The following is a 19798-nucleotide window of genomic DNA, read 5'->3' on the forward strand; positions in this document are numbered from 1 at the left end:
GGCATCATCCTCACTGATGGAATCGACCAGTCCATCGACGCGGCCAACGCGTATGCTGCCGAGCATCTGGAGATCCAGACCGCCGACGAGGACGCCGTGATTGCGCGCATACGCAACGCAGGCGCCAGATTCCGCGGACCATACTCGCCGGTCCCGCTGGGCGACTACATGTCGGGGTCCAATCATGTCCTTCCCACCTCGGGCACCGCGCGTTTCGCGTCCGGACTGGGCGTCCACACCTTCATGAAGCCCGTCGAGGTCATCGAATACGACAGAACCGGTCTGGCCGAGATCGCCGCGCGGATCAACACCTTCGCCGTTTCCGAGGATCTTCCCGCCCACGGAGAGTCGGTTCTGAGCCGATTCGTCGATGATCCCTACGACAAGGCCACGCTTGACGAACAGGAAAGAAGGGCCGGGCTGAAATGACCGACGACGCGATACCCGGGTGCCTCCCCCTCCGCAACGATCTGGTGGGGGAGACCCCGTACGGAGCCCCACAGCTTGACGTGCCGGTATGCCTGAACGTCAATGAGAATCCCTACCAGCCAAGCAACGACGTGGCCGACTCCATCGCGAAACGAGTGAGGCGGATCGCCACCACGCTCAACCGGTACCCCGACCGCGAGCATGTCGCTCTTCGTAAGTCGTTCTCCGACTACCTCGCGAAGGAATCCGGGGTGCGTCTTCCCTATGAGCAGCTGTGGGGGGCGAACGGCTCCAACGAGGTCATGCTCCAGCTTTTCCAGGCCTTCGGCGGGCCGGGACGGACGGCTCTCGGTTGTGACCCGACGTATTCGATGTACCCCGAATACGCCCGCGACACCTTCACCACATGGAAGGTCGTCCACCGGCGTGACGATTTCACCGTCGATGTTGATGCGACCATCGACGCGATCACGACGGTGAGGCCATCCCTCGTCGTGATCACCAGCCCCAACAATCCCACCGGAACGCCATTGCCGATGGACCAGCTGACCAGCCTTCTCAAGGCATGCGGCAAGGCCGGCGTCGAGGGGGCGGTTGAAGGCACGCATCCCGTCCTCGTGGTCGACGAGGCGTATATCGAGTTCCGAGATCCGGGGACGCCGAGTGCGCTCACGCTGCTCGACGGCCAGGAGAATCTTGCGGTCAGCCGCACCATGAGCAAGGCCTTCGCATTCGCCGGAGCCCGAGTGGGGTATCTCGCGGCGTCGAGGGGAATCATCGACTCGGTGCGCATCGTGCGCATGCCCTACCATCTTTCCGCCGTCACACAGGCGGCCGCGCTCGCCGCGCTCGAGCATACGGACGAGCTTCTCGCGCAGGTCGACCATCTTCGGCGCACCCGTCATGAGACGGCCCAGTGGCTTGCCACCCGTGAATATCATGGACATCCATTGCGTGTCGCCGAATCGCAATCGAACTTCCTGCTTTTCGGTGGGGATTTCGAGGATCGCCAGCGCGTGTTCGACGAGCTTCTCCAACGTGGCGTCCTCATCCGCGTGGTAGGCCCCGAGGGGTGGCTGCGCGTGTGCATGGGAACCGACGAGGAGATGGCGCGCTTCCGGCAGGCTTTGGACGAGGTGCTCGCTATCGTCTGAGGTGATGAGGCGTGGGTGGTGCGGCGACGTGGTGACGGAACGGTGGAACGGCGGTGATCCGGATCGACGCGACGTACGCGGACAGCCACAGACGTAAACAGCCATAACGGACATTGACGGGCATAGACGTAAACAGCCAAAGACGTAAGGAGTGCGACATGTCACGAACCGCGACCATAGTGCGCAAAACAAGTGAGTCGTCCGTCGAGCTCAGTCTCGACCTCGATGGCACCGGCATCACCAACATCGACACCTCGGTGCCCTTCTACAACCATATGATGACCGCTCTGGGCAAGCACTCGCTGATCGATCTGACGATCAAAGCCAGCGGCGATACGGACATCGACGTGCATCACACGGTCGAGGACATCGCGATAGTCTTCGGCGAGGCGCTACGGGAGGCCCTTGGGGACAAGAGAGGAATCCGGCGGTTCGCCGACGCCACCGTACCTCTCGACGAGGCACTCGCCAGGGCGGTGATCGACATTTCCGGACGGCCATACGTGGTGTGCACAGGGGAGCCCGAAGGTTTTGAATACGCCATGATTGGAGGGCACTTCACGGGATCGCTGGTGCGCCACGTTATGGAGTCCATAGCACTGCACGCTGGCATCTGCCTTCATCTTCAGCTTCTTGCCGGCCGTGACCCGCATCATATCGCCGAAGCGGAGTTCAAGGCCGTCGCGCGCGCACTGCGTGTGGCCGTCGAGCCCGATCCGCGCGTCACCGGCATTCCCAGCACCAAAGGGGCCTTGTGATGGCACTGACCGACGATAATTCGGATTCCGAGGCCGATTCCTCTTCGGATTCCTCTGATTCTGGTTCGTTTGATTCTGGTTCGCTTCACGCAGGGTCCTCTGATGCGGGCTCGTCCGACTCCGGATCGTCCGGCGCCGCTCATCTAAGTGAGGAGCAGATCCAGGACGAACTTGACCGATTCCAGCAGGAGCTTGAGTCCGGCGTTCCCATGACGGCGAACGATGGCGGTTCGGATTCCGCCGGCACAATGGATGTCCCATTCGGCAGCGAGGATTCCGGCGGTTCGTCGGATCCCGGCGGGTCAGCGGATCCTACAGCGTCATTCGACGACGAACTGCAGGGACTGCTGGGAAACAAGGCGAAAGTGGCGGTGCTCATCACTCGCCTCGCCTCGGCACGGCTTCTGTCCGCCTTCTGCAGAATGTCGCAGATCGACGCCAGCTGCATGGATGCAGCGCAGGGAGCGGTGGCGATTCTGCGTGATCTTGACGGTGATGCTCCGGAAGCCGCCGCTGAGGACATCACCTCGGTCGTGTCGGGCATGTCCGTCATCCTTGCCGTCAACCGCGCCGACAAACTTGTGGCCACCTTGTACATCAAAGGGAAGGCGGGGAAAAGCTTCGCGCCGCCGTTGCTTTTCGCGTCCACATCCTCCCTCGTTGAGGACCTCATGCTCGGCATCTCGTCGATCGAGGATCTTCGGGTGCAGGGGGTGACTTTGTTTTCGACGGCCGACCTTGACGAGGACGCGGCGATGGGAATCATTCGGGCTAGCACGCGTTCGCATCGGGATGGAAATCCGCATAGGGCAGAATGATGTGGAACGAACGATGTGGAACGGGAGACGGGACGACGATGAATCGAAACGGATCACAATGGGCATGACGTGCGCGAATCGGAGGGGTTGACGGTATGAGATCAGCGGTTGTTTTCGATTACGGCTTCGGCAATGTGCGTTCCATGATGAGGGCTCTGTCCAACTGCGGTCTTGACGTGGCGCTGACGTCCGACCACGGCCAGGCGATTGAGGCCGATGGTCTGGTCGTTCCCGGGGTCGGAGCATTCGCCGCGTGCATGGAGGGGCTGCGCGCTGTCGGCGGTGACCGTGTCATCATCGAAAGGCTGAGAAAGGGCCGTCCCGTTCTTGGCGTTTGCGTGGGTGAGCAGATTATGTTCACGCAAGGTCGTGAGAACGGCGAGCCGTCGGAAGGATTGGGGCTGATCGGCGGAAGTGTCGACCGTCTCGACGCGGACGTCGTGCCGCATATGGGATGGGACACCGTCGCCGCTCCGGAGAATTCGGTTCTGATGAGGGGCGTCGAGGGGGAGCGTTTCTACTTCGTCCATTCCTATGCGTCTTCGACCGCCGATCCCGTGGATTTCAGTGGCATGGGAATAAGCTCCCATGATGATGCGCAGGTGACGTGGTGCGATTATGGTCGTAGCCGTTTCGTCGCCGCCTATGAGAGGGGGCCGCTGTCCGCCACGCAGTTCCACCCGGAGAAGTCGGCCGGTGCCGGGGAGAGGCTTTTGCGAAACTGGATCGCCACGTTTGAATAGCGTTATTTGGATGGCGTTATTTGAAACGATGTCGAATGGAATGGCGTTGAATGGCGTTGTCAAGTTTCGTGAGGAAGAGGAATTCGGATCCGTTCGTGTTGACGGATCTTGCGCCGAGTGGCCTCGATCGAAACCTCACCCTGAGGGCTCGGGCCGAGGTACGAGGTCGGCGCTCCGGGATTTACATATACGTTGACATATCAGGCATTGGGAATGGAGAAAGGTTCATCATGTCACTCACACTTCTTCCGGCGGTTGATGTCCGCGATGGGAAGGCCGTCCGCCTTCGGCAGGGGGAATCGGGATCCGAAACCGATTACGGCAGTCCGTTGGAGGCCGCGCGCACATGGGTCGAATCGGGGGCGTCATGGATTCATCTTGTCGATCTGGACGCGGCGTTCGGCACTGGAGACAACCGTGAACAGCTGAGTGGAATCGTCAATGAGCTTGGAGATCAGGTCAATATCGAGATGAGTGGCGGCGTTCGCGACGACGACAGTCTTAAGGCGGCGCTGGATGCTGGGGCGGCGAGAGTCAACATCGGCACCGCCGCGTTGGAGGATCCCGACTGGACCGCCGGAATCATCCGCAAGTATGGCGATCGTGTGGCCGTCGGTCTTGATGTTCGCGGCCATACCCTTGCGGCCAGAGGGTGGGTCAAGGAGGGTGGCGATCTTTTTGAGACGATGGCTGCCTTGGACAAGGCCGGCTGCTCGAGGTACGTGGTGACTGATGTGGCACGTGACGGAATGATGAGCGGGCCAAACATCGAACTGTTGCGCGAAGTGGCCGAGCGCACTGACGCGAAGGTCACGGCATCGGGTGGAATCTCGAGTCTTGACGATCTTCGCGCGATTGAACGGCTGTCTTCTTTGGGAGTTGATTGCGCGATTCTGGGCAAATCCCTCTATGCCAGGGCATTCACCCTTGAGGAGGCGCTTGAGGTCACTCGCTAGACCGGGCATATGCACAACGCCAGTGACACGAGCATCTGAGATGCGCTTGAGGTCACTTGCTGGACCGGATTCTGTCTAGTGCCCGTGAAGGCGGCTGATGGAAGTGTGGGTGCGGCCATGGTGTGGGTGCGGAAGTCGGCGTCTGTGTGGCTTCGGGGAAGACGACGTATCATCTCAGCACCAATTTTCACCGGAATCGCCGCAGTCTTGCCGTCAACACCACTGATTCGAGCGGGTGCCACCGTTCGTTGGGCGGATATCGCGTTCGTTGGGCGGGTATGTCGCAAAGACCTTTTTCAGAGCCTTGGTATTCCGCCATTTTGGGGAGGTCGGAGCTTGTGTCTACTCAGGGGACCCGCCCAATGAACGGAGAATCCGCCCAATGAGCACCTACATCGAGGGGGATTGAGCGGAATCGAGGGGATTCCGCCCAATGGGCACCGGTATTGACTGTCATTATGGGGACAACCCGCCCAACGAGTGTGGGTGTCGGCGAGGGCCCCTTCTTCGGCCACTGGGACGCGAGGAACGAGAGGAAGGATGTCCCCCGTATCGGATGCCTCCACTATCGGGTGCCCCCCACTATCGGGCGGCCTCCTAACCGCGCATCGCACTGTAGGATCCGGCATCGCAGCAGGCCAATATGCCATATCAGGATGCGATTCGGCGTGTCTTAACCTCCTGTCATATAGGCGTGGAACCATGGGCAGTATGGATAAACAGCAGGAGTTCGCTCTGCGCACTGTCGAGGAACGCGATGTGCGCTTCATCCGTTTGTGGTTCACCGATGTTCTGGGGACATTGAAGTCCGTGGCCATCGCGCCGGCCGAGCTTGAAGCCGCCTTCGAAGAGGGACTGGGATTCGATGGGTCGGCGATCGAGGGCATGACCCGTGTCTCCGAGGACGACATGATCGTCAAGCCGGATCCTTCGACCTTCCAGATTCTTCCGTGGCGTGGCGGTCCTCAGGGCACTGCCCGCATGTTCTGCGACATTCTCACGCCCGAGGGCGAGCCGTCGCTCGGCGATCCCCGACACGTGCTCAAAACCGCTTTGGAGTCAGCCAAAGAGAAGGGATTCACCTTCTACGTCCATCCGGAGATCGAGTTCTATCTCTTCGAACGCCAGGACGACTGGTCGACGCCCCCCGTGCCGATCGACGAGGGTGGATACTTCGACCATGTTCCGCGCAGTCCGGGGATGGACTTCCGCCGCGCCACGGTCAACATGCTCGAGCAGATGGGGATTTCCGTCGAATACTCCCATCATGAGGCGGGCCCGGGGCAGAACGAGATCGATCTGCGTTACGCCGACGCGCTCACCACGGCTGACAACATCATGACGTTCCGGACAGTTGTGAAGGAGATCTCACTTGAGCGCGGCATCCACGCCAGCTTCATGCCCAAGCCGCTTTCAGACCAGCCCGGATCCGGCATGCACACGCATCTGAGCCTGTTCGAGGGTGATTCGAACGCCTTCTACGAGGCTGGCCAGGAGTTCAACATGTCGTTGGTCGCCCGTCAGTTTGCGGCGGGAATCCTGTATCATGCGGCAGAGATCTGCGCCGTCACGGACCAGTACGTGAATTCCTACAAGCGTCTATGGGGTGGCAACGAGGCCCCTAGCTATATCTGCTGGGGGCACAACAATCGTTCCGCGCTCCTGCGCATCCCCCAGTACAAGCCAGGCAAGGGCAACTCCGCGCGTATGGAGTTTAGGGCCCTGGACGCGGTGGCGAACCCGTATCTGGCGTTCGCGGTGCTGCTGGCCGCGGGGATGGATGGAATCGACAAGAAGATGACGTTGGGTGAGCCCACAAGCGATGCCGTCTGGGAGATGACGGACGCCGAGCGTCAGGCGATGGGCATACAGCCGCTTCCGCAGTCCCTCGATGAGGCTCTTGCGGTTATGGAGAGGTCCGATTTCGTCGCGGGCGTCCTCGGAGAGCACGCGTTCGAGTACTTCCTGCGCAACAAGCATCAGGAGTGGGAGGATTATCGCCGGCAGGTGACGCCATTCGAGTTGAAGAAATACCTTCCCCGTCTCTAGGGGGGCGTGTCCATTCGATGTCCGATTCCGTCACCGGGGCGGATTCCGTGCGTTCGCCGTCAGAATCTGCCCCTTTCTTCACCGTGCCAGTCGTCACGTTGATAGCTTCCACCTTCCTTTTGGGTATGAGCGAGTTCGTCATTGTCGGCGTTCTTCCGGACATCGCTGCGAGTCTGTCCGTGTCCGAGGTGGACGTCGGGAATCTGGTCGCCCTGTTCGCACTTGTCTAGGCGCCTCTCACCCCGTTCGGCTCGGCCTACATCGCCCGGTTTCCGCGTTTCCGTGCGCATCTTGTGCTGATGATGGTTTTTCTGGTGGGGAATCTGCTGTGCGCTTTCGCCACAACATACGCTCTGCTTGTGCTGGGTCGTGTGGTCATTGCGGTGGTGTCCGGCACGTTGGTCGCGGTGGCGATGACGTATGCGCCTGACGTGGCGTCGCCCGCCAACAGGACGCGCTTCATCGCCTGGTTTTTTTCGGGTTTCTCCATCGCGTCGGTCGCCGGAGTTCCTCTGGGAACATGGCTGGCGGGATTGGCGGATTGGCGGTGGGCTTTCCATCTCATCGACGTTCTGACGGTTCTTCTGCTGGTGGTGATGGTTCTGGTTCTGCCACATGGAGGCGAACCCATGCGCGTGGGTTTCCTCGCGCAGTTTCGTCTGTTTTTCGACCGCCGCATCCAGATTGGTGTGATGGCGGTGGTGCTCGGCGCGGCGGCGAGCTACTGCTTCTACACCTACCTCACGCCCATCATGCGCGATGAGATCGGGATCGGTCAGCGTTACGTGGGTGTCGGGTTGGCGGTGTTCGGCATCGCATGCCTGTGGAGCAACCTTGCCAGTGGTCGTTTGGCTGCGCATGGGGTTGGCGTCGAGCCCCTGTATCGTGTTCGCTCGGTGTATCTGATTCAGGCGGCGTTCTGTGCCTTCTTGCGTTCGCGGGATTGTCCCCGGTGTTCGGCTCGCTGGTTCTGATCGTGTTGGGAACGATGATGTACCTGCAGAATTCTGCGTCGCAGGTGCTGTACATGGACACCGCAGCGCCATCACATCCCGGGTCGATGAATCTTGCGGCCTCGCTGAACTCCATGTCGTTCAACATCGGCATCGCAGTCGGCTCCGCTGTGGCCGGTGTCGTCAACGACTTCGTCGGTCTGCGGTGGCTGGGTCCGGCGGGTGCGCTGTTCGCGCTGCTGGCGGCCGTCAGCGTCATGTGTCTGAAGGGTTATGTCGGGTCGGAGAACCATCCCGCGTCGATGAGCCAGAAGTTGCGGTTGCCGTAGCTCGAGCACGAGTCTCCCTCACCTGCGCCGGCCTTGAGGGCGGCGGTGTTGGGCTGATATGGCGTGTAGATGTACAGCAGGCTGGTGGCTTTGCTTCGGATGACGACGTTGGTTCCTCCGCAGGAGGAGTCGGGATGGAATCGGATGTACGTGGGGCGTCCGACGGGGTATCCGTACTGGTCCTCGTGGGCAAGGTAGTAGCGCATGCGTCGGGCGGAGCCGAACACCTGGTTGAAGAATCCGGCGTATTGGGGGTTGCAGTCCGCTGTGTCCGGACAGCTCAGGCCCATGGCGGCTTCGAATTGGAATGATGTGGGGTTGTCGGAGGTGACGAGATGCTGCTCTTTCTGGAGCATGGTGAGGAGCACCGCGGGGCTGATGGAGCATGCCTGGGCGGTTTTCGCGATGATGGTGGCCGCGGTCGCCTTTCCGGACCGGTCCGCAGTGTATTCCTTGCATAGGTCGTCGGCCTTCTGTCGGGTCGTGGTGAAAGTCGCCGAACGCAGGCAGGTCGTTCCCGTGCAGGATGCGCCCTTCTCGTCGAGGAACGCCTGGATCTCCTTGGCGCTCATGGCTTGTCCGTTGAAGAACTTCGCGTCGGAGATGATGTTTCCGGGGTCGAATCCGTATTCGGCCAGCAATGTTTTCTGACGGTCCTCAGCCGCGCGGACCTCGGCCTCGTACTGGATGAGCCGCACGGATCCCATGACCAGCGCCAGCACAATGATCACGCATAACACGGCCGATCCGGCGATGCCGATCCTGCGCCACACGCCGCCGCGCCTCCACTGGGAGCGGATGGTGCGGATCGGATGTCTGAGAAGATGGGAGAGCCGATGTGATGACTGTCGGCGGCCCTTCGAGCTGCGATGATGTGGTGATGCGCCGCCGGAGCGGTGTCCTCGTTGCCAGAGACCATTCATGACAGCACCTTGCGGATGCGTTGCAGGCTGACGGGTTTCGACGCCCCTAGTTCCTGCGCCCAGAGCGACACATAGAACTCCTCCAGCATCCAACGGGCGGTGGTGGCGGATTCCATCGCGGCGTCGTGCCGGGGGCCGGATGGCTCGTTGCGGGCGGAGGCCAGGGCCTTGTCGACGATTCCGCGCGCCTCGTCCGCCTGCCATGCCCAGCGGACATCGCGGTCGCGGTTCCTGCGCGCCTTCTCAAGTCGGAAGAGGTCCGCGTGGAGGTATCTGTCGATGGATGGCAGTGCGTATGGCGGTGTGGACGCGATGAAGCCGGGGGTCACAAGTGTGGCGATATGGGCGCGGATTCCCTGAAGGACGGACAGCATGGGCAGGTCCGCCGGACCTGAGACCGATTTGTCCACTTCGGCGTATCTTGTCAGGATGGCGATCACGTCATGGGCGACCGCGTACACGGTGTCCTCGTAGATTTCCCCGACCTCCTGCACGGCTTCCGCCAGAGCGGCGTCATCCGTCAGGGTTGACGTGTCTGGTATGAGTCGTTTGACGGCGGCCATCTGTAGGTCCTCGACCAGTTGTCGTGTGGAGGAGTAGGGGGCGGACGCGAGCATCAGAGCCTCCGCGCCCAGCCAACGGGAGGATATGCGGTCGTCGGGGAGACGCAGGGTTTCGTATGCCGCGCGCCAGAGCATGGATGAGCGTGATTCCGTCGTGGCGCCCACTTTGTGGAGCAGATTCGCACGTTCCACGACGGCACCGCGTCCCTGTGCGGCTTGGACTTTGGTGGTCACCGCATTCCGCGCCGATTTCTGAGCTTGGGTGGCGAAGCGACGTTGGAGGTCGATAAGGGATTTTCCCGTTCCCAGAACCTCCGGAGCGGGTCGGGCGCCGTGCGGACGATGGCGGGCCTGTCCTTGTCCTCTCCTCGCTTTTCCAGAATGCGGAGAGCCCTTTTCGATGCTGAACGTCATGCTCAGATATGGCGATAAGCGTTCCATAAGATCGGGTGTGAACACCTCGGGATGGATCTGCGCCCCAATCGCCTCGATCGCAGCCCGCGTGAACGCATGGAAGAAATCGGGCCAGCGGGCCGCGGAGCCGTCGTCGTTGGCGGGTGGGAGCGTGGGGCGTCCGTCATGAAGAGACCCTGGCAGCTCCGGATAGTGGTTGTCTATCCAGAGGCGGATGGATCGCGCCGCGTCCGGGGCGGGAACGAACTGAACCCGGAGCGCCTTGGGCAGGGCGCGGATCATGCCGATGATCAGCTCGTCCAGAAGGCCGGGAACGTTCCAGGTGAATTGTTCCGGGGACAGCCTCGACAGCGTCGGAAGCGGGATGTGCACGGTGACGCCGTCGCTGGGGTCGTGCGGATCATAGATGTAGCTCAGGCGAAGATGGAGGACCGTTCCATCCGAACCCAGCGCATGCCAGGTATCCGGGTAGTCGTCCGCGCTGACCATTGGGGAGTCGGTGAGACGGTCGACTGAGGAGGGATCGAAGTCCAGCAGCGTCGGATGCTCGTCATGCTCGGTCCGCCACCAGTGGGCGAGTGCCGCGACTGAGGTGACGTCCATCGGGAGAACGGACTCGTAGAACTGTGCGAGATCCTCGTCGTTCACGGTGTCGGCGGGCTGCCTTGTGCGGTTGGTGTCGTCGTCGGCCTGTTCGATGAGGTCGAGGTTGTTTCTGACGAAGTCGTCATGGTCGAAACGCTCGTGGATGTCGCCCTCGACGAGTCCTTGGCGGATAAGCATATCGCGGGCCTGGGCGGGATTGATCCGCCCCCACTGAACCGTTCGGTCCGAGACGATGGGGAGGCCGTAGAGCAGCAGTTTCTGGTGGGCGACGGCCGAGCCGCGTGATCCCGACCAATGGGGTTCGGCGTAGGTGGTGCGCAGTAACGGTCCCGCCAGGTTTTCGGCCCACTCCGGGTCGATCGCCGCTGTGTATCGGGCCCATAGGCGGGAGGTCTCCACAAGTTCGGCTCCCATGACCCATGCCGGAGGGTTCTTGGCGACGCTTGAGGCGGGAAAGATGGCGAAATGGGTTCCGTGGGCTCCTTGGTAGTCGTTCTTCGCCATTTTGGCAGCGCGTTTGAGGGCCCGTGCCCGTGCTGCGCCGCGCAGTCCGGCGACATCCGACGCCTTGGGCTCATGGATGGTCTGCATGCCGATCGTCGACAGCAGGCCAGCAAGCATGGAACGGTGTATTCCCTCGGCGTCCCACGATCGGCAGAGACTGTGCGCCGCCTGATGGTCGGCGGGAAGGGACAAAATGTCCTCTCCGGGACGGCTGATGGGTTGTGGCTCGCCGACCCGAAAATGCAGTTCACGGCACATTCCACGAAGCTGCGACACCAGATCGCGCCATTGCCTCAGACGGAGGAAGCTGAGGTACTCGTCGCGGCACAGGCGACGAAGGGAGGAGTTGCTCGGCTCGCCGTCACTGGGGAATACCGTGTCCCAGAGGTTGAGGGCGGTCAGAAAATCACTGCTCGGGTCGGCGTAGCGATTGTGCAGGCGGTCAGCCTCATCGCGTTTCTCATCGGGTCGTTCCCGTGGGTCCTGAAGGCTGAGGAACGCCACGACCACAAGCACGCAGGCCAGCGTGTTGGGGGTCGTGCGGCGACCCGCCTCGATGACCATGCGTCCCAGCCGCACATCGACGGGAAGGCGGGCCAGCTGCCGTCCTATCGCGGTGAGTGCGGCCTGCCCACGTCGGCGTGATATGGCGCCAAGTTCGGCAAGCTCATTGAAACCGTCGGACACGGAACGTACATCCGGAGGGTCGATGAATCCGAAATGGGTCACGTCCTCCGTCGTCCGGGCCACGCCCACGGACAGCATGTGCAGGACGACCGCTCCCAGCGAGGTGCGCAGTATCTCAGGGTCGGTGAATCGCGGGCGCGTCTCGTAGTCCTCGGACGAGTACAGGCGTATCGCGATGCCATCGGCCACGCGTCCGCATCGGCCTGACCGCTGGTTCGCACTCGCCTGGGATATCGGTTCGATAGGAAGACGCTGGACCTTCGCGGTTTTGGAATAGCGTGAGATGCGCGCTGTTCCGGGGTCCACCACGTATCGGATTCCGGGGACGGTCAGCGAGGTCTCGGCGACATTGGTGGCGATGATGATGCGCTGGTGTTTGTGGGATTCGAACACGCGATGCTGGTCCTTGGCGGAGAGCCTGGCGAACAGAGGCATGATCTCCAGCGCGTCGGGACGCCGCATATCGCTGGCGCGGGGCCCAAAATGGCGTCGCAGGGCCGATTCAAAGTCGTGGATGTCGCGCTCGCCGGATGCGAAGACGAGTATGTCGCGCGGTCCGGAGTCGTGGCTCGACCGTAGAACCAGCTCGGCGCATGCGCGGACCACTGAGGTCGGCATGTCCAAGGGATCCGTGCCCTCAGCGCCGAGTCCGTCGGGGAAACCCGGGATGTGCCGTGTCAGCGCCGACGGGCCGTCCGGTGGCTCGTAGACGATCTGGACGGGCCAGGTCCGTCCCGACACCTCCACCACGGGGACGCTGGCGTGCAGAGCATGCGCGAAGTGGTCGCGGAATTTCTGCGAGTCGATCGTCGCCGACGTGATGATGAGTTTGAGATCGGGACGACGGGGGAGAAGCGAGGTGAGATATCCCAGAAGGAAGTCGATGTTGAGGCTGCGCTCATGTGCCTCGTCGATGATGACCGTGTCATACCGGGACAGCATGGGATCGCGTTGTATCTGGGCGAGAAGGATGCCATCGGTGACGATGCGCAGTCGTGTGCCGGGCGAGCTTTCGTCAGTGAAACGCACCTGATAGCCGATTTCTTTGCCGAGCCTCACGTGCATTTCGTCGCACAGCCGTTCGGCGACGGTTCGCGCGGCGATGCGTCGGGGTTGGGTGTGAACGATCTGATGTCCGTGCTCGCCGCGGCCCATCTCAAGAAGCATCTTGGGTATCTGCGTCGTCTTGCCCGACCCGGTCTGACCGGAGATGATCACGACCTGGGAGGAGCGTATGGCCGCGACGATGTCGTCGTGCGCGGCGCTGACGGGAAGTTCGGATGGGTAATCGTAGATCATGCGGCTCGTGACACCTCGATGATCCTGAACCCTTTGGCGCTGGAATGCTTCGATACGTCGAATCCGGACCCTAGGACGTCGGCAAGCCATCGCATAAGCGAGTCCGATCCCAGATTGCGTTGGACGACGAGATACGCCTTTCCCGTGTCGGTGAGGCGGGGAAGCCATCTGGTCAGGAGTTCGTGGAGCTCGTCCTTGCCGACGCGGATGGGGGGATTCGACCAGATGATATCGAATGTCAGATCGGTGGGAACATCATCGGGAAGGGCCGTCCGAATCGTCGTGATGCCGTTGGCGGTGGCGTTCGTCCGTGTCAGGTCGAGGGCACGCTCGTTCACGTCCACGGCCCACACCTGGGATTGCGGGGATTCTTGAGCCATCGCCAGCGCAAGAGGCCCCCAGCCGCAACCCAGGTCGAGCATGGTTCCTTGAGATGGCAATTGCGGGGCGTTGCGCAGCAGAACGGACGTTCCCAGATCGAGCCGATGCGACGAGAACACCCCGTTCGACACTTCGACCCGGGTGTCGCGTCCGCGAAGGCTCACGTTCAGCGTTCTGCGCTCATCCTTGGAGGAGGGGTCGGCGGTGAAGTACTGCTGTGTGGCATCGCTGTGGGGGTTCATGCTTGTTCTCGTTCCTCATCCTCGTCTCATGCCCCGCGTGTTCCTGCGAAGCTCCGTCCGGACCCGGCCATGACAGTCCAATCTGTATTGTCGTCCAACCCGATGATAATAACGACCATAGTTCCTAGGTAAGAGGTGTCTTTGGGCCATAAGAGCGATAGTCGTCGTCCGGTTTCCCATGCGGATGGCAGTGATGTGACGATTGAGGATGAAATCGTCGATGTCGATGTCGATGTCGATGTCAGTGGGGACGATGACGCCTCGCATGATGTGTTGTCCGACCATTCCCAGATCCTTCTTGACCGGTCCGCGACGGGCGCCCGGTCGGAGGAGGGGCAGGAGGAGTGGCGCGAAAGGGAGGCGCGCAACCAGTTCAAGCATGTGGAGGGGTTGGGCGAGCTCCAGGATGTCACCGAGGTCGAATATCGCCGGCTTCGTCTTGAGCGGGTCGTTCTGGTGGGAGTGTGGTCCAGCGCCACCGGAAGCCTTGGCCAGGCGGAGGAGTCCCTTCGCGAGTTGGCCGCCCTCGCGCAGACCGCGGGCGCCGTGGTGTGCGATGGGCTGCTGCAGCAGCGTTACCGTCCGAATGCCGCCACGTATGTGGGTTCGGGTAAGGCGAGAGAGTTGGCGGGCATCGTCGCCGCCGTCGAAGCCGACACGATCATTGTGGATGATGACATGGCCCCCAGCCAGCGACGTGCGTTGGAGGACGCGACCAAGGTGAAGGTCGTGGACCGCACTGCGGTGATTCTTGACATCTTTGCCCAGCATGCCACGAGCCGTGAGGCGAAGGCCCAGGTGGAGCTCGCCCAGCTTGAGTACATGCTTCCACGCCTTCGGGGATGGGGCGGGTCGCTGTCGCGCCAGGCGGGAGGACGAGCCGCGGGCGCGGACGCGGGCATTGGATCTCGTGGTCCCGGTGAGACGAAAATCGAGATGGATCGTCGCGTCATTCGTTCGCGCATCGCGCGCCTTCGTCGGCAGATCGCACAGATGGCTCCCGCGCGTGACGTCAAACGCGGATCGCGTCGTCGCTATGGTCTTCCTACGGTCTCGGTGGTGGGATACACGAACGCGGGTAAGTCCTCGCTGACGAATCGTCTGACGGGATCGGGGGAACTGGTCGAGAACGCCTTGTTCGCGACGTTGGACACCGCCGTGCGCCGTGCTCAGTCTCATGATGGGCGGTCCTATGCCTATGTCGACACGGTGGGTTTCGTTCGTCGCCTTCCGACCCAGCTTGTGGAGGCGTTCAAATCCACCATGGAGGAGGTCGCGCAGGCGGATATCATCCTCCACGTCGTAGACGCCTCGCATCCGGACCCCTTCGGACAGATCGACGCGGTGAACGCCGTTCTTGAGGGCATCGAAGGTGTGGAGGAGATTCCGCGGATCCTTGTGTTCAACAAGGTGGACATGGTCGATTCCGTGGTGAGGCGGCGTCTGGAGTCCCTGCAGCCGGATGCGCGTCTGGTGTCGGCTTACAGCGGGGAGGGCGTGGAGGATCTTCGCCGCGAGGTGGAGGGGATGCTTCCCGTTCCCGACGTGCATGTGAGCGGGCTTCTTCCATATTCGGCGGGTGATGCGCTGGCTCAGGCGCGACGGTTCGGCCGCGTGGATTCCGTCGATTACCGTGACGACGGAATGTGGATCGAGGCCGATGTCGATCCCGCTCTTGCGTCGAGGATCGTCCGGGAATGCGCTGAATGATCAGGCCAATGATCGGGTCAATGGTCTGGCCATTCGATAGAGGTCCGAAAGCGGACGAGAACGCCCCGCGAATGGCGCTGAATGGGCCGAGAGTAACGCGACATAGGCAAAACTTATACGTCACAGTGTGTGGATAGAGTACAACCGACGAAGAAATTTCCCGGTATGAGCCGGAAGTCAGCCGAAGAGAGGTCCGATATATGGTGCATTCACCGATCAAGCCCACCAAACTCGCCGTCATTGGAGCGGGGGCCGTGGGGTCAACGCTCGCCTTCGCCGCCGCGCAGCGGGGTGTGGCACGCGAGATCGTTCTTGAGGATATCGCCAAGGAGCGGGTCGAGGCCGAGGTTCTTGACATGCAGCACGGCTCGAGTTTTTATCCCACCGTCTCGATTGACGGCTCGGACGACGTCGAGATCTGCAGGGACGCCGACATGGTGGTCATCACGGCCGGAGCCCGTCAGAAGCCTGGTCAGTCACGGCTCGACCTTGCCGGGGCGACCATCAACATCATGAAGTCGATCATCCCCAGTGTGGTCAACGTGGCGCCGAACGCGGTGTACATGCTGATCACCAACCCGGTGGACGTCGTCACCCACGTCTCCATGAAGTTGTCGGGGCTTCCGACGAATCAGATGTTCGGCTCGGGAACCAACCTTGACTCCGCGCGCCTGCGTTTCCTGATCGCCCAGCAGACTGGTGTGAACGTGAAGAACGTGCATGCCTACATCGCAGGCGAGCACGGCGACTCCGAGGTGCCGCTGTGGGCCTCCGCGACAATCGGTGGAGTGCCGATGTGCGACTGGACTCCGCTGCCTGGCCGCGAGCCGCTGGATGCCGCCAAGCGCGAGGAGATTCATCAGGAGGTCAAGAACGCCGCCTATAGGATCATCAACGGCAAGGGTGCGACGAACTACGCCATCGCGATGTCCGGCGTGGACATCATCGAGGCGATTCTTCGCGACACCAACCGCATTCTTCCGGTCAGCTCGCTGCTCGACGACTTCCATGGCATCTCCGATGCGTGCATGTCCGTTCCCACGCTGCTCAACAGGGATGGCGTGAATTCGCGGATCAACACCCCTGTGTCCGATCGTGAGCTAGCCGCGTTGAAGCGTTCCGCCGAGACGCTGAAGGAGACGGCAGCGCAGTTCGGCTTCTGATTTGTCCGTGCGAGGTCCGGACACAGTCGCTCGGATGCGGTCGTTCCAACCATGACCCTGATTTCCATGCCCGTGGAGGTCGGGGTCATGGTGTTTTCAGGCCCGTTCCGGGTTCTTGCGGCTGCGGCCTCCCCGCCTTATGGGAACGCTTCCGATTATCGTTGTCGAGAGAACTCCAACCGAACATAAACGGTATGAAGATGTTCGTTGCGCTAGAAGGAAAATGGCGTTATTCCAATGTTTCTGAGACCCTTTTTCCTTGTCACCGAGGTATAGTTGATGACCATTGAACACCTGAGGGAGGATGTTTATGGCTCATACGCATGCGCAGGGAGCATCGACGAGCGACGCCGACGAGGAGCATCGCAAGCGACTGACGGGGACCCTGATGCTGACTGGGGCCGTTTTCGTGGCAGAGCTTGTGGGGGCGGCGGTCACTGGATCCTTGGCCCTTCTTGTGGACGCCGGCCACATGCTCACCGACCTGTCGGTTCTGACGGCGGCGCTGATGACCGCGATTCTCATGAGGAGAAAACCGAACTCCATGAGGACGTGGGGATGGGCCAGACTTGAGGTCATCACCGCGGCCGCTGGAGCGACAGCGCTTTTGTTCGTCGGTCTGTACGCTCTGGTGGAGGCCGGGCTGAGGTTGTTCGGCGGGGCGGCCGACGAGGTGCGCGATGTCAAGCTTCTGCTGTTCTTTGGCATACTTGGTCTGGCCGCTAACGTGGGGTCGATGCTGATTCTGTCCTCGCGGCGGGCTGACAACATGAATATGAAGGCGGCTTTTCTCGAGGTCATTAACGATGCTCTGGGCTCCGTGGCGGTTATTATGTCGGCTGTCGTCATGATGACGACGGGATGGGCGGGATTCGACGCCATCGCCGGCGGCGTGATCGCCCTCATGATGATTCCGAGGGCGGTGTTGCTTCTGCGCAAGGCCCTGAGGGTGCTCTTGGAGGAGACGCCCGACGGATTGGATCTGGTGAAGGTCCGCGAGCATATGGAGAACGTGGAGCATGTCGTCGCGGTTCACGACCTGCATGCGAGCACCGTCGCGACAGGGATGCCTCTGGTGATGGCGCATGTCGAGGTTGATGACGGATTGAGCATGGAGCAGGCCGCCGTCATTCTCGGCCAGCTCCAGGATTGTCTCAAACGGCATTTTCCGGTGTCCGTGGCGCACACGACGTTCCAACTGGAGCCTGCCGGATATCGCGCGCGGCATCCCGAAGCGATCCATTCCTGACGGTTCTTCGGGGACAGTGCCGGCCCCTACTTTCTGGCAAGCGTGCGGGTGGCGCGAGCTTGTTCATGGGGTGACCCGACTATGACGGACCGGGTCAGATTCTTCGCAGAACCGTGACCACCTTTCCCATGATTCGCGCATCAGTGCCATCGATGGGTGAATAGGCGGGGTTGTGCGGCATGAGCCACACGTGTCCTTTGTCTCGGCGAAGGGTTTTGATGGTGGCCTCGTCGTCAAGAAGCGCGGCAACGATGTCGCCGCTGTCGGCCGTGGACTGTTCTCGCACGACAACGTAGTCTCCGTCGCATATGGCCGCATCGATCATGGAGTCGCCGTGGACCTCGAGCATGAACAGCGATCCGGTTCCGGTGAGACGTTCCGGAAGCCGCATGACATCCTCGACGTGCTGCTCCGCGGTGATGGGGGCTCCAGCGGCTATCCTGCCCACAAGCGGAATGTCGTGGGACTCCCTCAAAGCCGCGCTTTCCTCGTCGCCGGCCACTGGGAAGGGGATTATGGTCGAGGTCAACGAGCTGTTGTCTGAAGGCCTTGTGCTTCTGGTGCCCGCGGTGCTTGTGGTGACGGCTCCACCCGTGTGACTTCTCGTGTGGCTTCTATCGTCGGATCCACGTGCGGCCTGTGCGGCATGAATGTCCATCTCGTTGCGGAGGTCGTTTCCGTCCAGATCGCGTACAAGCTCGATCGCGCGCCCCTTGTTGGCGTTCATGCGGATGTAGCCGTACCTCTGAAGCACCTCAAGCTGGTGTTTCACCGAGGATGGGCTTTTAAGGCCGACGATCGACCCTATCTCCCTGAATGAGGGGGCGAAGCCCCTGTCCGCGACGTGGGAGCATATGGCCTCGAGAACAAGCCGCTGACGCGAGCTCAGCGTCTCGCCGGATGAGGCCGGCTCCGCTGCGGGCATCGTCGCCGCCGTCCTTACTGCGGTTTTTCCCGTGCCAACGGTCTTTCCTGTGCCGTCGGTTTTTTCCGTGCCGTCAAGCTTTTTCGTGTTGTCGGCCGTGGACGCATCCGCGTTATGGGTCGCGTCTGGTGTGAAGGGGACGGTGCTCACCGTGGACTCCTTTCGGGGGCTTGCTTCAGCATAACGTCGAAATGTGATGAAATCAAACATCTGTTCGAAACACCCTTGCGCTGGTCGAACGTCTGTGCGATAGTAAGAACATCTGTTCGATAGAACGCATGTTCGAAGGAGGCTCGGTCATGGAGTCGTCGCAGAGAGGGATTTCCCACGGGGTTAGGTCGTCCGGTCGGGCGCATGCCGTTCGCGGTCTTGGGATGGATGGCGTGACGGTGGGGGATCTGTTCACGGATGTTCTCGTCGCGGCTTTCAAGAAGCCGGCAGCGTCAACGCATACCGGGGACTCGCGGAAAAGCAATGGGGCGCAGTCGGTGGAAGAGGGGATGTCGTTCCGTCGTCGGCGGATGATATCCCATCGCCGGGCCGTGGTATTGGTGATGACGGGCGTGGCGATTCTGACGACTGTGGTTTCGGTTATGGTTCCGCAAAGAGCGCAGTCGGCGTCCAGTGGCGTCGAGGTGTCGAGCTCGGTGGTTCAGCCGGGCGACACATGGTGGTCTTATGCGGAGTCTCTGACTCCACAGGGCGGTGATGTCTCGGTGACGGTTGACCGTCTTATGGCTTTGAACCACGATGAGGATCCAACGCTGACGCCGGGGGAGAAGATAGTTCTTCCCGTCGATGCCGAGTCATGGTGAGCGTGGGCCACCCGAATCGGCAGTGGACTCTCGAACGTAGTCGTCGTTCACGTGAGCGCAGGCGCGGCGACACCATGGACAATCCGCCGGGAGAGTGCGCGGGATATGGCTATTCTGTAGGGTATGCA

General features: G+C 61.5%; 15 protein-coding genes and 1 pseudogene. 12 read left to right on the forward strand and 4 right to left on the reverse strand.

Going from position 1 to position 19798, the window contains the following annotated elements; genetic code table 11:
* From Q1X90_RS04785 to Q1X90_RS04820, 8 genes and pseudogenes are all read left to right on the forward strand, one after another.
* A partial coding sequence (locus Q1X90_RS04785; RefSeq protein WP_300767086.1) for a histidinol dehydrogenase occupies positions 1 to 429 on the forward strand: 429 nt, incomplete at its 5' end.
* Positions 426 to 1583, forward strand: a complete 1158-nt coding sequence (locus tag Q1X90_RS04790; protein WP_300767088.1) for a histidinol-phosphate transaminase — start codon at positions 426 to 428, stop codon at positions 1581 to 1583. The genes Q1X90_RS04785 and Q1X90_RS04790, both read left to right, overlap by 4 nt.
* A 158-nt stretch (positions 1584 to 1741) precedes the next feature.
* A complete protein-coding gene (gene hisB / locus Q1X90_RS04795) occupies positions 1742 to 2341 on the forward strand; it encodes an imidazoleglycerol-phosphate dehydratase HisB (RefSeq protein WP_300767089.1) in 600 nt (199 codons plus the stop codon).
* Positions 2341 to 3159, forward strand: a complete 819-nt coding sequence (locus Q1X90_RS04800; protein WP_300767091.1) for a hypothetical protein — start codon at positions 2341 to 2343, stop codon at positions 3157 to 3159. Before hisB ends, Q1X90_RS04800 begins: the two co-directional genes overlap by 1 nt.
* Positions 3160 to 3254: 95 nt before the next feature.
* Positions 3255 to 3902 (forward strand): imidazole glycerol phosphate synthase subunit HisH, encoded by a 648-nt coding sequence (hisH, locus tag Q1X90_RS04805; RefSeq protein WP_300767093.1) that lies wholly within the window; start codon positions 3255 to 3257, stop codon positions 3900 to 3902.
* Positions 3903 to 4132: 230 nt separating this feature from the next.
* A complete protein-coding gene (gene priA / locus Q1X90_RS04810; RefSeq protein ID WP_300767095.1) occupies positions 4133 to 4858 on the forward strand; it encodes a bifunctional 1-(5-phosphoribosyl)-5-((5-phosphoribosylamino)methylideneamino)imidazole-4-carboxamide isomerase/phosphoribosylanthranilate isomerase PriA in 726 nt (241 codons plus the stop codon).
* 711 nt (positions 4859 to 5569) lie between these two features.
* On the forward strand, positions 5570 to 6907 hold the full coding sequence (locus Q1X90_RS04815) for a glutamine synthetase family protein (protein ID WP_300767109.1): 1338 nt from the start codon (positions 5570 to 5572) through the stop codon (positions 6905 to 6907).
* Between the two features lie 17 nt (positions 6908 to 6924).
* Positions 6925 to 8189, forward strand: a pseudogene (locus Q1X90_RS04820) (MFS transporter).
* Here Q1X90_RS04820 and Q1X90_RS04825 read toward each other — a convergent pair.
* Genes Q1X90_RS04825 through Q1X90_RS04835 form a run of 3 tightly spaced genes read right to left on the reverse strand, consistent with a single transcriptional unit; the run spans position 8132 to position 13808 of the window.
* On the reverse strand, positions 8132 to 9112 hold the full coding sequence (locus Q1X90_RS04825; RefSeq protein ID WP_300767097.1) for a hemagglutinin: 981 nt from the start codon (positions 9110 to 9112) through the stop codon (positions 8132 to 8134). The pseudogene Q1X90_RS04820 and the gene Q1X90_RS04825 overlap by 58 nt on opposite strands.
* On the reverse strand, positions 9109 to 13185 hold the full coding sequence (gene hrpA, locus Q1X90_RS04830) for an ATP-dependent RNA helicase HrpA (protein ID WP_300767099.1): 4077 nt from the start codon (positions 13183 to 13185) through the stop codon (positions 9109 to 9111). The genes Q1X90_RS04825 and hrpA overlap by 4 nt, the downstream gene beginning before the upstream one ends.
* On the reverse strand, positions 13182 to 13808 hold the full coding sequence (locus Q1X90_RS04835) for a methyltransferase (protein ID WP_300767101.1): 627 nt from the start codon (positions 13806 to 13808) through the stop codon (positions 13182 to 13184). The genes hrpA and Q1X90_RS04835 overlap by 4 nt, the downstream gene beginning before the upstream one ends.
* 213 nt (positions 13809 to 14021) lie before the next feature.
* On the opposite strand from Q1X90_RS04835, the gene hflX reads away from it, so the two are divergent.
* From hflX to Q1X90_RS04850, 3 genes are all read left to right on the forward strand, one after another.
* Positions 14022 to 15518, forward strand: a complete 1497-nt coding sequence (gene hflX / locus Q1X90_RS04840) for a GTPase HflX (RefSeq protein ID WP_300767111.1) — start codon at positions 14022 to 14024, stop codon at positions 15516 to 15518.
* Positions 15519 to 15718: 200 nt separating this feature from the next.
* Positions 15719 to 16681: an L-lactate dehydrogenase gene (locus Q1X90_RS04845; RefSeq protein WP_300767103.1), complete on the forward strand. Its 963-nt coding sequence runs from the start codon at positions 15719 to 15721 to the stop codon at positions 16679 to 16681.
* Positions 16682 to 16991: 310 nt separating this feature from the next.
* Entirely contained in the window at positions 16992 to 17930 is a 939-nt protein-coding gene (locus tag Q1X90_RS04850; protein WP_300767105.1) for a cation diffusion facilitator family transporter, read from the forward strand.
* Positions 17931 to 18024: 94 nt separating this feature from the next.
* Here Q1X90_RS04850 and lexA read toward each other — a convergent pair whose 3' ends face one another.
* Positions 18025 to 18855 (reverse strand): transcriptional repressor LexA, encoded by an 831-nt coding sequence (gene lexA, locus Q1X90_RS04855; RefSeq protein ID WP_300767113.1) that lies wholly within the window; start codon positions 18853 to 18855, stop codon positions 18025 to 18027.
* A gap of 299 nt (positions 18856 to 19154) precedes the next feature.
* On the opposite strand from lexA, the gene Q1X90_RS04860 reads away from it, so the two are divergent.
* Positions 19155 to 19670, forward strand: coding sequence for a LysM peptidoglycan-binding domain-containing protein (locus tag Q1X90_RS04860; RefSeq protein ID WP_300767107.1), 516 nt, complete (start codon positions 19155 to 19157; stop codon positions 19668 to 19670).
* The last annotated feature ends 128 nt before the right edge of the window (positions 19671 to 19798 follow it).

Origin of the sequence: uncultured Bifidobacterium sp., from assembly GCF_949292005.1 — a bacterium.
Classification (GTDB): Bacteria; Actinomycetota; Actinomycetes; order Actinomycetales; family Bifidobacteriaceae; genus Bifidobacterium.

Coding starts and splice junctions, on each gene's coding strand:
- hisH (WP_300767093.1), top strand. CDS start 3,255: ATGAGATCAGCGGTTGTTTTCGATTACGGCTTCGGCAATGTGCGTTCC.
- hrpA (WP_300767099.1), bottom strand. CDS start 13,185: ATGATCTACGATTACCCATCCGAACTTCCCGTCAGCGCCGCGCACGAC.
- Q1X90_RS04845 (WP_300767103.1), top strand. CDS start 15,719: ATGGTGCATTCACCGATCAAGCCCACCAAACTCGCCGTCATTGGAGCG.
- Q1X90_RS04835 (WP_300767101.1), bottom strand. CDS start 13,808: ATGAACCCCCACAGCGATGCCACACAGCAGTACTTCACCGCCGACCCC.
- Q1X90_RS04800 (WP_300767091.1), top strand. CDS start 2,341: ATGGCACTGACCGACGATAATTCGGATTCCGAGGCCGATTCCTCTTCG.
- Q1X90_RS04825 (WP_300767097.1), bottom strand. CDS start 9,112: ATGAATGGTCTCTGGCAACGAGGACACCGCTCCGGCGGCGCATCACCA.
- priA (WP_300767095.1), top strand. CDS start 4,133: ATGTCACTCACACTTCTTCCGGCGGTTGATGTCCGCGATGGGAAGGCC.
- lexA (WP_300767113.1), bottom strand. CDS start 18,855: ATGCCCGCAGCGGAGCCGGCCTCATCCGGCGAGACGCTGAGCTCGCGT.
- Q1X90_RS04815 (WP_300767109.1), top strand. CDS start 5,570: ATGGATAAACAGCAGGAGTTCGCTCTGCGCACTGTCGAGGAACGCGAT.
- Q1X90_RS04860 (WP_300767107.1), top strand. CDS start 19,155: ATGGAGTCGTCGCAGAGAGGGATTTCCCACGGGGTTAGGTCGTCCGGT.
- Q1X90_RS04850 (WP_300767105.1), top strand. CDS start 16,992: ATGGCTCATACGCATGCGCAGGGAGCATCGACGAGCGACGCCGACGAG.
- Q1X90_RS04790 (WP_300767088.1), top strand. CDS start 426: ATGACCGACGACGCGATACCCGGGTGCCTCCCCCTCCGCAACGATCTG.
- hisB (WP_300767089.1), top strand. CDS start 1,742: ATGTCACGAACCGCGACCATAGTGCGCAAAACAAGTGAGTCGTCCGTC.